The 14,845-nt window shown below is 68.9% G+C and carries 15 protein-coding genes and 1 pseudogene; 6 read left to right on the forward strand and 10 right to left on the reverse strand.

Going from position 1 to position 14,845, the window contains the following annotated elements; genetic code table 11:
- Positions 1-6 precede the first annotated feature (6 nt).
- The 4 genes from CFB89_RS26465 to CFB89_RS26480 all read left to right on the forward strand — a co-directional run bounded on the left by CFB89_RS26465 (position 7) and on the right by CFB89_RS26480 (position 3,068).
- Positions 7-396 (forward strand): YciI family protein, encoded by a 390-nt coding sequence (locus CFB89_RS26465; RefSeq protein ID WP_089470425.1) that lies wholly within the window; start codon positions 7-9, stop codon positions 394-396.
- 149 nt (positions 397-545) lie between these two features.
- On the forward strand, positions 546-1,352 hold the full coding sequence (locus CFB89_RS26470; RefSeq protein WP_089470426.1) for a DinB family protein: 807 nt from the start codon (positions 546-548) through the stop codon (positions 1,350-1,352).
- Entirely contained in the window at positions 1,349-2,089 is a 741-nt protein-coding gene (locus tag CFB89_RS26475) for an alpha/beta fold hydrolase (protein ID WP_089470427.1), read from the forward strand. The genes CFB89_RS26470 and CFB89_RS26475 overlap by 4 nt, the downstream gene beginning before the upstream one ends.
- Positions 2,090-2,192: 103 nt before the next feature.
- Positions 2,193-3,068 carry an alpha/beta hydrolase family protein gene (locus CFB89_RS26480; RefSeq protein WP_179233542.1) on the forward strand — a complete coding sequence of 292 codons (876 nt, stop codon included), beginning with the start codon at positions 2,193-2,195 and terminating at the stop codon, positions 3,066-3,068.
- Between the two features lie 155 nt (positions 3,069-3,223).
- Here CFB89_RS26480 and CFB89_RS26485 read toward each other — a convergent pair whose 3' ends face one another.
- Both CFB89_RS26485 and CFB89_RS26490 read right to left on the reverse strand, forming a co-directional pair.
- On the reverse strand, positions 3,224-3,454 hold the full coding sequence (locus CFB89_RS26485) for a hypothetical protein (RefSeq protein ID WP_089470429.1): 231 nt from the start codon (positions 3,452-3,454) through the stop codon (positions 3,224-3,226).
- Positions 3,455-3,661: 207 nt separating this feature from the next.
- Positions 3,662-4,561 carry a hypothetical protein gene (locus tag CFB89_RS26490; protein WP_089470430.1) on the reverse strand — a complete coding sequence of 300 codons (900 nt, stop codon included), beginning with the start codon at positions 4,559-4,561 and terminating at the stop codon, positions 3,662-3,664.
- Between the two features lie 78 nt (positions 4,562-4,639).
- Here CFB89_RS26490 and CFB89_RS26495 point away from each other — a divergent pair, with 78 nt between their 5' ends.
- Positions 4,640-4,978 carry a helix-turn-helix transcriptional regulator gene (locus CFB89_RS26495; protein WP_050012264.1) on the forward strand — a complete coding sequence of 113 codons (339 nt, stop codon included), beginning with the start codon at positions 4,640-4,642 and terminating at the stop codon, positions 4,976-4,978.
- Positions 4,979-4,996: 18 nt separating this feature from the next.
- Here the strand turns inward: CFB89_RS26495 and CFB89_RS26500 are convergent, their stop codons facing one another.
- The 7 genes and pseudogenes from CFB89_RS26500 to CFB89_RS26535 form a co-directional block, all read right to left on the reverse strand.
- Positions 4,997-5,230: a TonB family protein gene (locus tag CFB89_RS26500; RefSeq protein ID WP_089470431.1), complete on the reverse strand. Its 234-nt coding sequence runs from the start codon at positions 5,228-5,230 to the stop codon at positions 4,997-4,999.
- Positions 5,231-5,233: 3 nt separating this feature from the next.
- Positions 5,234-6,373, reverse strand: a complete 1,140-nt coding sequence (pqqE, locus tag CFB89_RS26505) for a pyrroloquinoline quinone biosynthesis protein PqqE (RefSeq protein ID WP_089470432.1) — start codon at positions 6,371-6,373, stop codon at positions 5,234-5,236.
- 1 nt (position 6,374) lies between these two features.
- Positions 6,375-6,657 (reverse strand): annotated as a pseudogene (gene pqqD, locus CFB89_RS26510) (pyrroloquinoline quinone biosynthesis peptide chaperone PqqD).
- On the reverse strand, positions 6,654-7,373 hold the full coding sequence (gene pqqC, locus CFB89_RS26515) for a pyrroloquinoline-quinone synthase PqqC (RefSeq protein WP_089470433.1): 720 nt from the start codon (positions 7,371-7,373) through the stop codon (positions 6,654-6,656). Before pqqC ends, pqqD begins: the two are co-directional and overlap by 4 nt.
- 2 nt (positions 7,374-7,375) lie before the next feature.
- A complete protein-coding gene (gene pqqB / locus CFB89_RS26520) occupies positions 7,376-8,299 on the reverse strand; it encodes a pyrroloquinoline quinone biosynthesis protein PqqB (RefSeq protein ID WP_089470434.1) in 924 nt (307 codons plus the stop codon).
- Between the two features lie 61 nt (positions 8,300-8,360).
- Complete coding sequence (gene pqqA, locus CFB89_RS26525) at positions 8,361-8,435, reverse strand: pyrroloquinoline quinone precursor peptide PqqA (protein ID WP_006485436.1); 75 nt, start codon at positions 8,433-8,435, stop codon at positions 8,361-8,363.
- Positions 8,436-8,747: 312 nt separating this feature from the next.
- Positions 8,748-10,787 carry a sigma-54-dependent Fis family transcriptional regulator gene (locus tag CFB89_RS26535; protein ID WP_089470435.1) on the reverse strand — a complete coding sequence of 680 codons (2,040 nt, stop codon included), beginning with the start codon at positions 10,785-10,787 and terminating at the stop codon, positions 8,748-8,750.
- A gap of 311 nt (positions 10,788-11,098) precedes the next feature.
- Between CFB89_RS26535 and CFB89_RS26540 the strand changes: the two genes are divergently transcribed.
- Positions 11,099-12,115 (forward strand): alpha/beta fold hydrolase, encoded by a 1,017-nt coding sequence (locus CFB89_RS26540; protein ID WP_089470436.1) that lies wholly within the window; start codon positions 11,099-11,101, stop codon positions 12,113-12,115.
- Positions 12,116-12,169: 54 nt separating this feature from the next.
- On the opposite strand, the gene CFB89_RS26545 is transcribed toward CFB89_RS26540, so the two are convergent.
- Positions 12,170-14,500, reverse strand: a complete 2,331-nt coding sequence (locus CFB89_RS26545; protein ID WP_089470437.1) for a TonB-dependent receptor — start codon at positions 14,498-14,500, stop codon at positions 12,170-12,172.
- Positions 14,501-14,845: the final 345 nt, after the last annotated feature.

Raw genomic sequence — 14,845 nt, forward strand, 5'->3', positions numbered from 1 at the left:
ACGACAATGCGCGTCATGGTCATCGTCAAGGCCACCGCCGATTCCGAATCCGGCCGGATGCCCGACACCGAATGCATGGCCGAAATGGGCCGCTTCAACGAGGAGTTGATGAAGGCCGGCATCCTGCTCGCCGCCGATGGGCTGCACCCGAGCAGCCGCGGAAAGCGCGTGCACTTTTCCGGCAAGAACCGCACCGTCGTCGACGGTCCGTTCGCCGAAACGAAGGAACTCGTCGCCGGCTACTGGCTGTGGCGGGTGAAATCGATCGAAGAAGCCGTCGAATGGGTGAAGCGCTGCCCAAACCCGATGCCCGGCGACTCCGACATCGAGATTCGCCCGCTGCTCGAGGCCGAGGATTTCAGTCCCGCCTTCACGCCCGGGCTGCGGAAGCTGTAAGCGCCCCGCTGCCGGCGGTCGGCCCGCCGCGGGCATCCTGACCGCGAGGCGGCCGGCGCGAGCAGGCTTGGCGCGCGCCCCAACGCGCCGGTTGACGAGGCTCCACCCAATAACGTATCGTTTTGAAACGTTACTTGGCGGAGCCCGTCATGCATTCCCGTTTCGACCGTTTCCGCTCGACCCCGCTCGGCGCCCAGCTCGAAGCGCTGATCGAACAGCCCGAGCGCTATCTCGAGTTCGCCGCACTGTCGCGCGTCGGCGTCGCGGCGGTTGGCGCGATCCAGGATGAAATCGCGCGCACATTCCCCGAAGTCGAAGCCGACACGACGGCCCGCCAGTTTTGCGGCGCGATGGTCGCCGACGTCATGCGCCGCTGCGGCCACGAAGTCGTGCAGGCGCGCGGTCGGCTCGGCGGTACGCTGTTCAGCTATGGCGCGGTGTTCAGTGCATTTCCGCACCGGCTGCCGTTCGCCGACGTCGTCGCCGCGCTGGCGCGCATGCCCGCGCGGCTCGCCGCTTACGCCGCGCACGTCCCGGCCGCACTGGCCACGCACCGCCCGGCCGGCACCGGCTTCTCGCTCGTCGAACATGCGTGCCACCTGCGCGATCTCGATGCGGTATTCGCCGCGCGTATCGACGCCGTGCGCACGGCCGAGCTTCCCGTGATCGAATCCGTCGACGGCACCGCGCTCGCCGCGCAACGCGACTATCTCGCGCAGCCGCTCGACCTCGCCGTCGCGGCGTTCGCCCGCGGCCGCGCCGCGCTGTGCGCGACCGCGGCCGCACTGGAGCCGGCGCAACTCGCACGCTGCGGGCTGCGCGACGGCATCCGCCGCATGTCGCTCGACGACCTCGTGCGCGAACTGCTCGACCATGATCGCACCCACCTGCTCGAACTCGACGAACTGCTCGCCGAACTCGAATTGCCGCCCCTGCCTTCAGCGGCGGTCGCATGATCGCGACCACGCCCGTCGTCTTCATTCACGGTTTCATCGGCACGTTCGACGTGCGCGGATGGAACGGCCCGCATCTGCGCCCCGACCTGCTCGGCTACGGCGCGCATCGCGCCACGCCGCCCGATGCGATCTCGCTTGCCGCGCAGGTCGAGCACGTGCGGCAAACCGTCGATACGCACTTCGGCGAGCAACCGGTCGACGTGGTCGGCCATTCAGTCGGCGGCGCGATCGCGATGCTGTTCGCCCATGCGCACCCCGAACGCGTGCGGCGCATCGTCAACGTCGAAGGCAACTTCACGCTCGACGATGCATTCTGGTCGGCATCGGTCGGCCGCATGACGCCCGGCGAAGCCGACGCGATGCTCGACGGCCTGCGCGTGGCTCCGCTCGACTGGCTGCGCGGCGCGATCGACCACCCGTCGCCGGGCCAGCTCGACGACGCACGCCGCTGGCTCGCGCATCAGCCGGCATCGACGCTGCGCGCGATGGGCCGCTCGGTGGTCGAGACGACCGGCGATGCGGGCTACCTGCCGGCGCTCGCGCAGGTGTTCGAGCGCCATCCCGTCTGGTTGATCGCCGGCGAACGCTCACGCGCGGGCTGGCACGTGCCGGCCTTCGCGCTCGCCCGCTGCGCCGGTTTCGACACGATCGCCGGCTGCGGGCACCTGATCGCGACCGAGCGGCCCGATGCGTTTCACGCCGCCGTCGCGCGCATCGTATGCGAGCCGTCCGCCTGACAACCCGTAGGGTTCGCCGAAATATGGTTGAAAGGCGCGATTGCTAAAGTCGTCGGAACAGGGTTTTCCCTGCCCCGGACTGGAACGACACATGCAAGGATCGATGAACCTGGCACGTACTTTCTGGCTGCTACTGCTGCTCGCCGTCACGAGCCCTGCGTTCGCATTTCATGCGCGGGTCGTCGCGATTCCGAGCGCCGCGATGAGCGAAACGCTGAAGGCCACCATCGTGCTGCCCGACGATTACGCGCGCGACAACCACGGCGAGCGCTACCCCGTCGTCTATCTGCTGCACGGCTCGGGCGGCGACCATACCGACTGGACCTCGAACACGCACATCGCCGCGCTGGCCGACCGCTATCGCGTGATCCTCGTGATGCCCGACGGCGGACATGAAAGCTGGTACATCGACAGCCCGTTCGATTCGGGCAGCCGCTACGAAACCTTCGTCGGCGATGAAGTCGTGTCCTATGTCGACCTGCATTTCCGTACGATCGCGGCCCAGCATGCGCGCGCGATCACCGGGCTCAGCATGGGCGGCTTCGGCGCGCTGCGCATCGCGCTCGACCGGCCCGACACGTTCGGCGCGGTCGGCAGCATCAGCGGCGCGGTCGATCCGCGCTGCTGCACGGACGAGCCGGGGATCACCCACGTATTCGGCGATCCCGATCGCCATCCGTCGTTCTGGAACCGCAACGTGATCGTCGAAAACGCGCGGGCGTTCGTGCGCGCGCATCTCGACCTGACGATCGATTGCGGCCGCGACGACGCATTCGTCGACTCGAACCGCACGCTGCACGAACGGCTCGTCGCGCTCGGCGTGCCGCACGACTATGCGGAGCGGCCGGGCGGCCATACGTGGGATTACTGGGCGAATGCGATCCGCTACCAGATGCGGTTCTTCGCGACGTCGTTCCAGCATCGCGGCTACGCGTACCGTGCCGCGCCGCCTGCGCCGGGGATGACGCGCGCGGGCTGATGCACGGTCGGCCCTTTTTGCAGCGGCGATCCGGTCGAAGGCTGCAAGGCCTCGCGTCGACAATCGAAACGGGATGAAAGAGCGGCCGGGCAGCGCGCTCGGCCAAAGATGAACGCGCGTCGCCCGACGCGCGAAAAAGAGAAACGACAAAGCCGTCAGTTGCCGTGCGTGGCGTCCGCGCCGACGACGCGATCGAAAAATTCCTGCGCACGCGCCAGCTCGTCGAGCGCGCGATCGAGACGCGACATCGCGCGTGCGTATTCGGCCGACGAGCCGTCGTCGTCGCCTTCGCCGCGTACCGCGCGAAACGCCTGATCGACGTTGCGCGTCGCTTCGACGAAGCGTTGTGCGGCCTGTGCTTCCGGCGAACAGATGTGGGTCGACATCGACACTCCTCCCTCGGGATTGCAGTGTGAAGCACGCCGACGCTCAGTGTGCGTGGTGCGCATGTCGGCGGCGTGAACCACGACCCGTCGCGTGCCGACGCATCGGCCGCCGCGCCGCGCGCTTCGTGCCGATTGTCGCTCCGCACCCGCCGATCCGCTACGGCGAGATTGCAACAAATTCTTGCGCGAACGGCTTCGCGCCCGGCGTCACGCGCGCCCGATGCGCGGATGCGCGAGCCCCGCGAACGCGGCTGCCTCGCCCGGCGACAGGTCGAACAGATCGCCGGTGAGATCGCGCGGATGCTCGGCCGCCGGCCGGTTGCGCATGCGCGCGGCGTGCGTGGGCGCCACGTATGCGGCCGCCGTTTCGAGCGGCGGCACGTCGAACAGATCGCGCGTGACACCGCGCACGGCGTCCGTCGGCGAACGGCCGCGCAAGCGCGCGACCAGCTCGACGAAGCGATCGAAATCGCCGGCGCGCGTGGCCTTGTTCACTTCCGCGAGATCGCGCGCCTTCAGCACGCACGGCTGCGCGAGCCGCACGAAATACGGCGCCTCGAGCTCGACCGACAGCGCGAGCGGATAGCTCTTTCCCGTCTGCTCCTTCGCACGCCCGATGCAGTCGACCACGGCCGCGCCCTGGGCGGCGCCCAGCGGCCTGCCCGTGCTCACGCTGCGAAGATGGTCGGGAAACACGCGCAACTGCGTGCCGACCGTCAGCGCGGTGGACGATGCGCACACGAGCGCGTAGTGCTGCTCGCGACGCCGGCCCGACGGCAGCGTCGAGCGGCTGGCGATGAACGTATGCGGCGGCAACGGCCGCACCTGCCCGCTTGCGTCGACCCACGCGTTCCACAACAGCGCGTCCTTGCGCTCGCCCGCGCGCGGACGCGACGCGACCGGCGAGAACAGCGCGAGCAGCGAGCCCGTGCGATGCGCGGCGACTTGCGCGCTGCTGCCGAGCGGCTGGTTGATGCCCCACAGAAAACGCCCGCCGCCGAGCCGGCGCTCCCATTCCTTGCGGAGCACGACGGTCGGCAGTTCCTCGCCGGACTCGGCGCCGATCTTGGTCCAGCAGAACGTGGGAGGGAGGTGTTTCAGTGTCATCAACTTTCTCGGGATACAGCCTCGCTGCTGACAGCAAGCCCATTCAACAGCCGTAACTGTATAGGTATAATGCATCGCATGGAAGCCCCGGACCAGGATTTTCCCGTTCAAGATCTGTTGCGCCGCTTGATGGCAGATACACGCTCGTCCAGCGAAATCGCGCGACTTTCCGGGGTCAGCCAGCCCACCGTGTCGCGCCTTCGGCTGTCGAACGGGCGCCGGCTGCGCCGCAGCGCGCCATTCAACAAGCTATGCAGTTTCTATGGTGTCGATACGGAGCCGTCGCGCCGCCGGTACAACGACCTGCTGCGCGACGCGATCGTCGACGCGTGGGACGGCTCGGACGAGCACGGGCGCGCGCTGCTGGTCGTGATTCAGGGGCTGAAGGGTTTGCAGGCGAAGGCGGATGACGGGTAGTCGCGGCGACGTACCCGGTCATTCATCGAGATTGAACGTGATCGGCACGCGCGCCCGCGTCGGCGACGGCGCGCCGTTTTCCCCATGCGCAGCGCAGCGGCTCGCCAGCACCGCGTCGCGCGCCGCGGCATCGAGGCGCGGATAGCCGCCGCCGGTCACGACACGCGCGGCGACCGCCTGGCCGGCCGCATCGGTCTCCAGTTCGACGCGTGCGGTGCCGTGCTCACCCGTGCCGTCGTCCTGGCGGCGCACCCGTCAAGCGTCGCACGCCGCGCCGCATTGCGCGAGCGAATTCTCCTTGCTGCGGAAAACCAGCGGCTGTTCATCGTTCGGCGCGCGCCGTCGCGCGAACTGCACGGCCTGTTCGACCTGCCCGTGATGGGCGGACTTCGCGCACACCGGATCGGCCTCCTTCGGATCGCCGGCCAGCAGGTAGGCCTGGCAGCGGCAACCGCCGTGATCCGCATGCCGTTCGTCGCACGTGCGACACGGCTCGCGCATCCAGTCGTCGCCGCGAAACGCGTTGAACGCATCGCTGTCGTACCAGATTTCCCGCAGCGACCGGTCGCGCACGTTCGGCAGCGCGAGCCCCGGCAGCGAGCGCGCGGCATGGCACGGCAGCGCGGTGCCGTCCGGTGCGACGCCGAGGAACACCGAGCCCCAGCCGTTCATGCACGCCTTCGGGCGGCGCTCGAAATAGTCGGGCACGACGAACAGGATCTTGCAGCGCTCGCCGATCAGCTTGCGATAGCGGTTGACCGTTTCCTCGGCCTCGCGCACCTGCTCGACGGTCGGCATCAACTGGTCGCGATTGAGCATCGCCCAGCCGTAGTACTGCGTGTTAGCCAGCTCCAGGTAATCGGCGCCGAGATCGAGCGCCATCTCGATGATCTGCCCCACGTGCGGCAGGTTGTAGCGATGCAGCACGCAGTTGAGCACCATCGGGTAGCCGTGCGCCTTGATCAGTCGCGCCACGTCGCGCTTCAGTTCGAACGTGCGCGTGCTGGTCAGGAAATCGTTGAGCTCGCGCGTCGAATCCTGCAGCGACAACTGGATGTGGTCGAGCCCGGCTGCCTTGAGCCGCTCGATGCGCGCGACGTTCAGCCCGATGCCCGACGTGATCAGGTTCGTATAGAAGCCGAGCCCGCGCGCATGCGCGACGAGCGTCTCGAGGTCGCCGCGCTGCAGCGGCTCGCCGCCCGAGAAGCCGATCTGCGCGGCGCCGAGCGCGCGCGCATCGGTGATGACCGAGCGCCACGCGTCGGTGTCGAGTTCCGCGCCGTGCGTCGCGAAGTCGACCGGGTTGTAGCAGAACGCGCAGTGCAGCGGGCAGCGATACGTGAGTTCCGCGAGCAGCCACAGCGGCGCGGACGGACGGGGCGTGTCGGGCGTCATGTCAGTCCAGCCAGCCGCGCAGTCGCGCATGATCGAGGAAACGGTAGACGTCGGTCGCGAGATCCGATTGCATGAACAGGCGTTCGAGCTCGCCGATGATGTCGTCCAGTTCGCGCGTGCCGTCGCAGCGCGCGAGAATCTCGCCGGCGCTCGGGTTGAGCTTGACCATGCCCTCCGGATAGAGGAGCACGTACGCATCCTGGGCCGCCTCCCATTGCAGGCGGTACATGCCCCCTGAGGCAGGGGCGCAGCGGCACGCCGCTGGCGGCTTCGATCGCGTTCATACGGGGTAGGCCTTTTCAACGGCGTCGAGCATCGACCACAGGATGTCGAGCTTGAATTGCAGAATGCCGAGCGCGCGCTGCTGCGCGTCCGGTGTCGTGAAATGCTGCAGCGTGACCGCGAGCCCGTGTTCGACGTCGCGCTGCGCGAGCGGCACGCGGCTGCGGAAGTAATGGAGCCCGGCCGGCTCGATCCACGGGTAATGCGACGGCCAGCCCGCGAGCCGGTCGAGATGGATCTGCGGCGCGAACATCTCGGTCAGCGACGAGCACACGGCTTCCTGCCACGGCGCGCGCCGCGCGAAGTTCACGTACGCATCGACCGCGAAGCGCACGCCGGGCAGCACGTGCTCGAGCGACCACAGCTCGTCGCGCGTCAGGCCGCATGCCTCGCCGAGCCGCACCCACGCCTCGATGCCGCCTTCGTTGTCGCCCTGCCCGTCGTGGTCGATCAGCCGCTGGATCCAGCGGCGCCGCGTCTCGCGATCGGGGCAGTTCGACAGGATCGCCGCATCCTTGAGCGGGATGCAGATCTGGTAATAGAAGCGATTCGCGACCCAGCCGCGGATCTGCGTGGGCGAACAGGCGCCGCTGTTGAGCCGCCGGTTGAACGGATGATGGATGTGATAGCGCGACTCGAGCGCGCGCAGGCGCGCCTCGAATTCGGTCGCGGTCCAGGGCGTCGCGTGCAACGCCGTAGCGGGGATCGGTGCGTTCATCGTCAGACCTGGAATTGCATGCCGTCGTGCGCGACGTCGATGCCGTGCGCGCGCAGTTGCGCGTGCTCGACGGAATGCGGATCGAGAATCGGGTTCGTGTTGTTGATGTGCGTGAGCACCTTGCGCGTTCGCGCGGGCAGCGTGTCGAGCCAGTCGATCATGCCGGGCCGTCCGGGTTCCGCGCACTGCGCGAGATGCCCCATGTCGGCCGCGTGCTTGCCCGACAGGCCGAGATCGATCATCTCGGTGCCGGTCCAGAACGTGCCGTCCACCAGCACGAGATCGGCGCCGTCCATGGCCGCGCGCACGTCGTCGGTGACCGACGCGAGCCCCGGCGCATAGAACGCGCGCCGCCCGCTCGCGACGTCTTCGATCGACAGCGCGATGTTGTCGCCGGGCGCGGCCGACGCGCGTCGCGGCGAATAAGGCGGCGGCTTGCTGTCGACGGCGAGCGCGGTAAAACGGATTCCGCTCGCCGCCGGCACCGCGAACGGCTCGCCCGGCACGATCGTGTGGGCGGCGACGCCGCAGTAATGGCCGAGCAGCGGCACGAGCGGCAAGCCGGTCGACAGGTCGTCGAGCACCGGCGCGCTCGCGTAGAGCGGCAGCGGCGTCGAGCGCTCGCGCAGCATCAGCAGGCCCGTCACGTGATCGATCTGCGCGTCGCACAGCACGACGGCGGCGATGCCGCTGTCGCGAATCGCGCGCGCCGGTTGCAGATCCGGATCCGCGCGCAACTGGGAAAGGATGTCGGGCGACGCGTTGACGAGGACCCAGTCGACGCCGTCGTCGCTGACCGCGATCGACGACTGCGTGCGCGGCAGCACGTGGCCGCTTCCGCTGCGCGCGCGGCGGCAGTTCGCGCAATTGCAGTTCCATTGCGGCAGCCCGCCGCCGGCTCCCGAGCCGAGTATCTTGATCTTCATGGGCGTCAGCTCCCGAGGCCGCCCGCGCCGATCACGGCGAAACGGGCGGCACGCACGGCGATCAGCGGTTGGCGATGTACATCGTGATTTCGAAGCCGAAGCGCAGGTCGGTGTAAGACGGTGTCGTCCACTGCATGGTGTGTCTCCTGTCGAGTTGATGATGGATGCGTTGCTGGGTGAATCGAACGACCGCGGCAATCGAGCGGTCGGCTTCTATTCAGCAAGGAGCGTGCCGAAGCCGCATTTCGGCGGCCCGGCAGCGGTAGATGGCTCTCGTCCGGGCATCGCGGCGCAATCCTTACAAATAGCCGACGCGATTCGTGCGAATGCGCTCCGCCGCCCCGGCGGAACGATGTCCGCGAGTGGTCACAGGTGTTGAATCGTTGAACACCGGTGTTGCAAGTTGACACACCGGCTGTGACAGGTCGCGCGCAGCGCGACGAGCGCGTCAGCTTTCGTCGGACGGTTGACGCCCGGCGTCGGCGGCCGGCATCTTCCGGTAGATCGTGTTGCGCGAGACGCCGAGCGCGCGCGCCGCCGCGGACACGTTGCCGCCGTGACGCGCCAGCGCGGCGGCGATCGCGGACGCGGCGACGTCCTGCAGGCGCGCGTCGGCGGGCAGCACCGCGTCCATGACGGCGGGCCCGGCGCTCGCCGCGGCCGGCAGATCGGGCGCGGCCTGGCCCGCGTGCACGTCCTGCACGTCTGCGCGCCGCAGGTCGTCGAAGAAGTCGTCGGGCAGATGCTCGCGCCGGATCTCGCCATCGTCGTCGACCATGGCCGCCGCCGTGCGCAGCAGGTTGCCGAGCTGGCGGAAATTGCCGGGCCACGTGCAGCGCACGAACAGCTCCATCACGTCCGGCGCGACGGACAAGGGCGGGCGGCCCGGCCCCGCGAACGCCTCGCGTTGCAGCATCTTCTGCACGACGACCGCGAGATCCGTGCGGTCGCGCAACGGCGGCAGGCGCACCACGAGGCCGTTCAGCCGGTAGTAGAGATCCTCGCGGAAACGGTTCTGCGCGATCATCTCGCGCAAGTCGCGGTGCGTCGCGCAGATGATCGCGATGTCCACCGCGATCGTCTTCGTCGACCCGAGCGGGTTCACGAGGCGCTCCTGCAGCACGCGCAGCAGCCGCACCTGCAGCGGATACGGCATGTCGCCGATCTCGTCGAGAAACAGCGTGCCGCCGTTCGCCTGCAACAGCTTGCCGATCGCCCCCTTGCGACGCGCGCCGGTGAACGCGCCCTCCTCGTAGCCGAACAGCTCGGACTCGATCAGCGTCTCCGGGATCGACGCGCAGTTGACCGCGACGAACGGCGCGTCGCGGCGCGGCGAGTCGTTGTGGATCGCCTGCGCGAGCAGTTCCTTGCCGGTGCCGGTCTCGCCGGTGATCAGGATCGGGATGTCCTTGCCGATCACCTTGCGCACCTTCGCGATCACGCACGCGACCTGCGCATCGCCGGTGTCGAGATAGTTGAGCCGCGACAGGCCCGCCGACGCGCCCGCCGCCGGCGCGGGCACCGCGTTCGCGCGCGCGGCCGGCGCGCCCGCGTCGTGAACGTCCGTCGGCCGGCTGCCTTCGGCGAGCGTCGCGCGGCGGAAGTGCACGCGCGCGCAGACCACCGCGCCGTTGCCGAGGTTGAGCATCAGATGCCGGTCGGTGCTCGCGCGCATGCGGTCGATCAGCTGCGCGCTGGTGACGTCGAACAGCGACGACAGCGTGTGCGCGCGCAGCGCGGCGAGCGGCATGCCGAGCTGGAACTGCGCGCTGCGATTGGCCGACAGGAAGCGCCCGTCGGCGGTGAACGCGACGATCCCCTCCATCAGCGTGCCGAGGAACTCGGGGCGGCCATGGAACGACACCTGCAGCGTTTCCTGAAAGGTCGTCGTAAACAGGTGATTCTCGATCATCTGCACCGACATCTTCGCGAGCGCCATCGTGTGCTGGTGATAGCTGCGGTGGTCGCCCGTCACGTCGAGCACGCCGATCGCGTCGCCGTACGGATCGAGGATCGGCACGCTCGAACAGGTCAGGAAGCGGTTCGCGGCCAGGAAGTGCTGGTCGCCGTGGACGACCATCGGGCACAGCTCGGCCAGCGCCGTGCCGATCGCGTTGGTGCCCTGCCGGTTCTCCGCCCAGTTCGCGCCCGGACGCAGCGCGACCTTCTCCGCGCGGCGCAGGAAATCGTCGTCACCGATCGAATGCAGGATCAGCCCTTCCGCATCGGTCAGCACGATCATGCTCTGCGTGTTGACGATCTGCTCGTGCAGCGTCTCCATCACCGGCATCGCGTGCACGCACAGCACCCGGCTCTGCTCGCGCTTGAGCACCAGCGCCGCGTTCGACAGCACGTCGTAGTCGGGTCGTGCCGATACCTGCAGGCCGAACGTCTCCGAGCGCTCGTGGGCCTTCTGGATCGACGGCGCGGGCCAGCCAGCGGGATGCGCGGCCCGTGACCCGGCCGCCTGCTCTACGTCATCGCGCATTGTCTCCTCCGGGGGATCCTTCCGGTCAACTGCCGGACTCTTTGCCGTCATTGCAAGCAAGCATCGGGCCACGCCGGCGAGGCGCAATAAAGTTGAAAGGATGATGTAATGAATCGTCCGGGCGCGGCCGGGCGTGCCGTGCCGCGTCGCGCGACGGGCAGGCCTTCGTGATACCGCGAATTCGCGACGCGTGACTACCCGTGCGAATCCGGATCCTCGCGGCTGGCGCGTTTCTGGCTTTATCGCAGAACCTGTCCGGCCTGCCCAGCCGCATGACGGTTGCCTTCCGATTCCGCCCGAACCCTGTCGACATGACGCATCGCCCGATTCGATCCACGCCGCCGCTCGCCATGCGGGGCTTGCCCGGCCCACCGGCGTCGCCGCCCGCGCCCGTTCGCCGGCGCCTGCATCGCGACGCGCAATCGATCGCGTTCGCCGTGGCCGGCGCCGCGCAGGGCCATCCGGTCGTCGTGCTGCACGGCGGGCCCGGCAGCGGCAGCCAGGCCGGCATCCTGCGGTTGTTCGATCTCGCCCGCGTGCGCGTCGTGCTCGTCGACCAGCGCGGCGCGGGCGCGTCGACACCGCGCGGCGGCACGCGTCACAACGACACCGCGCGGCTGATCGCGGATCTCGAGGCGGTGCGCGAGCAGCTCGGCATCGCACGCTGGGGCGTCGTCGGCGGATCGTGGGGCGCCGCGCTCGCGCTCGCGTATGCGGGCACGCATCCGGAGCGGGTAACGGGCGTCGTATTGCGCGGCCTGTTCCTGACGTCGCCGCGCGAAGTCCGCGGCCTCTTCGTGACGTCCCGCACTCGTGCACCACACGAATGGCGGCGCCTGCATGCGGCAGCAGGCGGCGGTCGGCCGGATCGGCTGCTGACGCGTTGCGCTGTCGGGCTGCGCCCCGGCGCGAGCACGGCCCGGCAGCGCGCAATCGCGCTCGCGTGGCACGCGTATGAAAACGCGATCCTCGCGTCGGCACGCACACGCCGCGCGCCCATGCGCGCGATCCGGTCCGAGAAGACCGTCGGCCGGCTGATCGACAAATACCGGATCCAGGCGCACTACCTGCAACACGATTGCTGGCTCGGCGAGCGCCGCGTGCTCGCGCTCGCGCGACGGGCGGCACAGGCCCACGTGCCACTGTTCGCCGCGCACGGGATGCACGATCCCGTTTGTCCGGTCGGCAACGTCGAGCGCCTCGCGCGCGCCGTGCCCGACGCGAAAATCGAACGCGTGAAGGCCGGGCATCTGGCAAGCGACCCGGCATTGGCGCGCAGCGTCGCCCGCGCGGTGAATGCGATGTTCGCGACGGTGCCGTTCACGTGACGGCCCCGCGCCCGGTCGTGTCGGGACGGGACCGCACACGCGACCGCATCACGCTCAATCCCACGCATAGCGCACGCCGACCCACGCACCGCGCGGCGCGCCCGGCCCGACGAACTGCTCGTTCACTGGATTGGCGCCGTCGAACGTATGGTTCGGCCCGTTGAAGAAATTCTGGCCGAGCGCGCCGAAGCTCGCGTAGCGCGTGTCGAACAGGTTCGTCACGCTCGCGAACACCTCGAACCGCTTCGTGATCCGGTAACGCATGTCCAGATCGACCAGCACGTAGCCCGCGATCCTGCCGTTCACGTCGCCGTTGTTCTCGTCGCCACGCGCATACACGCCGCTGCGCCACACGACGTTCGCGCCGATGTCCCATGCGGGCGTCGCCGCATAGTCGAGCCGCAGCTTCACCGTATGCGCGGGAATGCCGGGGATGCGGTCGCCCGGCTTGACCGTCACGTTGCCGTTCGCGTCGGCCGCTGAATTCGCCGGGCTGTGTTCGATCCACGACGATCGGTAGGTCGCATCGACGTAGCTGTACGACAGCCCGACACCGAGCGGGCCGAACCGCGTGCGGCCCGCAAGCTCGATCCCCTGCCGCCGCGTCTCGCCGACGTTGCGGAAGTAGCCCTGCGCGCTGGCCGGGCTGCTGATGAACTGGATGTCGTCGGTCAGCGTCGTGCGGTAGGCCGCGGCGCTCCAGGTCGTCGCGGCGCCGATGCGGCCGCGCACGCCGGCTTCGAACGTCTTCGAGATCACGGGCTTGAGCGCCGGGTCGGCGATGAAGTCGTTCGGCAGCGAACACGGCGCGGCCGGGTCCGCGCACGCGAGTTCGATCGCGGTCGGCGAACGCATGCCTTCGTTGTAGGTCGCATACGCGGTGAAGCCCGCGACCGGGTTCCAGTTGAGCCCGACCGCGGGATTGAAGCGCGAGAACACATGGGTGCCGTCGAGCAGCGGCTGCACGCCGCTCTCGTCGCCGATCCGCGCTTTCGACCAATCGTAGCGGCCCGACAGCGTCAGCGTCCAGTGCGGCGTCAGCGACAGCGCGTCGCTCAGGTACACGCCGACATTCGCGTTGCGCGTCTTCGCGCTGGTCTGCCGGACGAAATCGCCGATGCCGATCGCCGCGCGCGCATCGGTGAACGATGCGTCCTGCGATGATGCAACGTAGCTCGAGTTCGCGACATCGGCCGAGACGCCCGCGACCAGCCGGTTCGCCATCCCGCCGAGCTTGCCGAGCAGCGTGAGCTGCACGCTGCCGCCGTAGCTGTCGGTGACGATCGTCGATTGCGCGTTGCTGCCCTGCACCGTGTCGACCGTGCCGTCGTCGTCCACCGATCCGTAATCCGTATTGTTGTTGCTGCTCGTGTTGGCGTTGCGCAGGTGCCGGTAGTACGCATTGCCGCTCAACTCGACGTTCTCGCCGAAAAAGCGCTCGCCCGACAGCGTCAGGTAGCCGGCGCTGTTGCGGTTCCGGTCCGGATACGTATACGCCTGCTTCGGGTTGTCGAGGAACGAGCGCGGGATCGTCTGGGTGCCGGACAGCGTGTTGTCCGCGCCGCCGGCGGCGACCGACAGCGTCGTGTCCGCATCGGTATAGCGCAGCTTGCCGAACGCCTGCCTCACGCGGCTCGCGTTATGGTCGGCCCAGCCGCCGTCGTTCGCGACGTTCGCGGTCGCGTAGTAGTCGAGGTTCGGGCCGATCGTGCCGCCCTGTTCGATGCTCGCGGTCTTGCGGCCCCACGCACCGCCCGATATCTCCGCTTCGCCGCCCGGGCTCGACCTGCCGTTCTTCGTCGTGACCGCGAGCGCACCGCCGAGCGTGTTGAGCCCGTACACCGGGTTGGAGCCCGGAATCAGCTGCACGCGGTCGATCGCCTGCGTGGGCAGGATGTCCCAGTTCACGACGTCCCCGAACGGCTCGTTCACGCGCACGCCGTCGACGAACACCGACAACCCCTGCGGCGTGCCGAGCAGCGGCGACGCGGTGAAGCCGCGATAGTTGACGTCCGTCTGGTACGGGTTGCCCTGCGCATCCGAGATCGTCACGCTCTGCAGGTTCGCCGCGAAGAAATCGGTGAGCGTCGCGCGGTGCTGCACGTCGAGCTCCGCCGCACGCACCGTCTGCACGTTCGCCGGCACCTCCGACAACGGCGTGCCGATCCCAAGCAGCGGCGTCGTGCCGACGACGACGACCGCGGGCAGCACGATGGCCGGCTCGGGCGGCGCAATCGTGCCGCCGTCGGCCGGCTGCTGCGCGCGCACGCCGCCGGGCGGCAGGCCGAACAGCGCCAGCGCGCCGACGGTCGTACCGATGCATCGCGCATGCCGGCCGCCCCGCGTCGTGCCGTCGCGCGCGGCTGCCTTTGGTTTCCTGATCATTCCGTTGTCTCCGCACTTGTATTCCGCCGTCCCGTGCGATGCACCGCGCGGCGTTGGTTGTTGTCGCGAAGCCCGTGTGCGAGAACCGTGCCAGCGCCGCGAGCGCAAGCGGTGCGCGCTGCGCCGCACCTCGCTTTGTGAAGGCATGCGGGCAACCGACGGCCCGCTGTTCAGCGGACTGCGCCACCTGTCATGTTTGGCAACACTTCGCGCGCGACGGTGTACCTGAATGCAACACCTGCGTGCACGCCACGGTGCGCGCCGCCGATCGGCCCATCGCACGCGATGCGGCGGTGTGCCGCGTCATACCGGCTTCCCGCCGCGATGGCATGCGACTTGCGTGAC

Origin of the sequence: Burkholderia sp. AU16741 (assembly GCF_002223345.1) — a bacterium.
GTDB classification, from domain to species: domain Bacteria; phylum Pseudomonadota; class Gammaproteobacteria; order Burkholderiales; family Burkholderiaceae; genus Burkholderia; species Burkholderia sola.

Excerpts from the sequence above, each read along its gene's own strand:
- CFB89_RS26540 (WP_089470436.1), top strand. The coding sequence starts at position 11,099 with ATGACGCATCGCCCGATTCGATCCACGCCGCCGCTCGCCATGCGGGGC.
- CFB89_RS26535 (WP_089470435.1), bottom strand. The coding sequence starts at position 10,787 with ATGCGCGATGACGTAGAGCAGGCGGCCGGGTCACGGGCCGCGCATCCC.
- CFB89_RS26475 (WP_089470427.1), top strand. The coding sequence starts at position 1,349 with ATGATCGCGACCACGCCCGTCGTCTTCATTCACGGTTTCATCGGCACG.
- CFB89_RS26480 (WP_179233542.1), top strand. The coding sequence starts at position 2,193 with ATGAACCTGGCACGTACTTTCTGGCTGCTACTGCTGCTCGCCGTCACG.
- pqqE (WP_089470432.1), bottom strand. The coding sequence starts at position 6,373 with ATGACGCCCGACACGCCCCGTCCGTCCGCGCCGCTGTGGCTGCTCGCG.
- pqqC (WP_089470433.1), bottom strand. The coding sequence starts at position 7,373 with ATGAACGCACCGATCCCCGCTACGGCGTTGCACGCGACGCCCTGGACC.
- CFB89_RS26490 (WP_089470430.1), bottom strand. The coding sequence starts at position 4,561 with ATGACACTGAAACACCTCCCTCCCACGTTCTGCTGGACCAAGATCGGC.
- CFB89_RS26495 (WP_050012264.1), top strand. The coding sequence starts at position 4,640 with ATGGAAGCCCCGGACCAGGATTTTCCCGTTCAAGATCTGTTGCGCCGC.
- pqqB (WP_089470434.1), bottom strand. The coding sequence starts at position 8,299 with ATGAAGATCAAGATACTCGGCTCGGGAGCCGGCGGCGGGCTGCCGCAA.
- CFB89_RS26485 (WP_089470429.1), bottom strand. The coding sequence starts at position 3,454 with ATGTCGACCCACATCTGTTCGCCGGAAGCACAGGCCGCACAACGCTTC.
- CFB89_RS26470 (WP_089470426.1), top strand. The coding sequence starts at position 546 with ATGCATTCCCGTTTCGACCGTTTCCGCTCGACCCCGCTCGGCGCCCAG.
- CFB89_RS26465 (WP_089470425.1), top strand. The coding sequence starts at position 7 with ATGCGCGTCATGGTCATCGTCAAGGCCACCGCCGATTCCGAATCCGGC.
- CFB89_RS26545 (WP_089470437.1), bottom strand. The coding sequence starts at position 14,500 with ATGATCAGGAAACCAAAGGCAGCCGCGCGCGACGGCACGACGCGGGGC.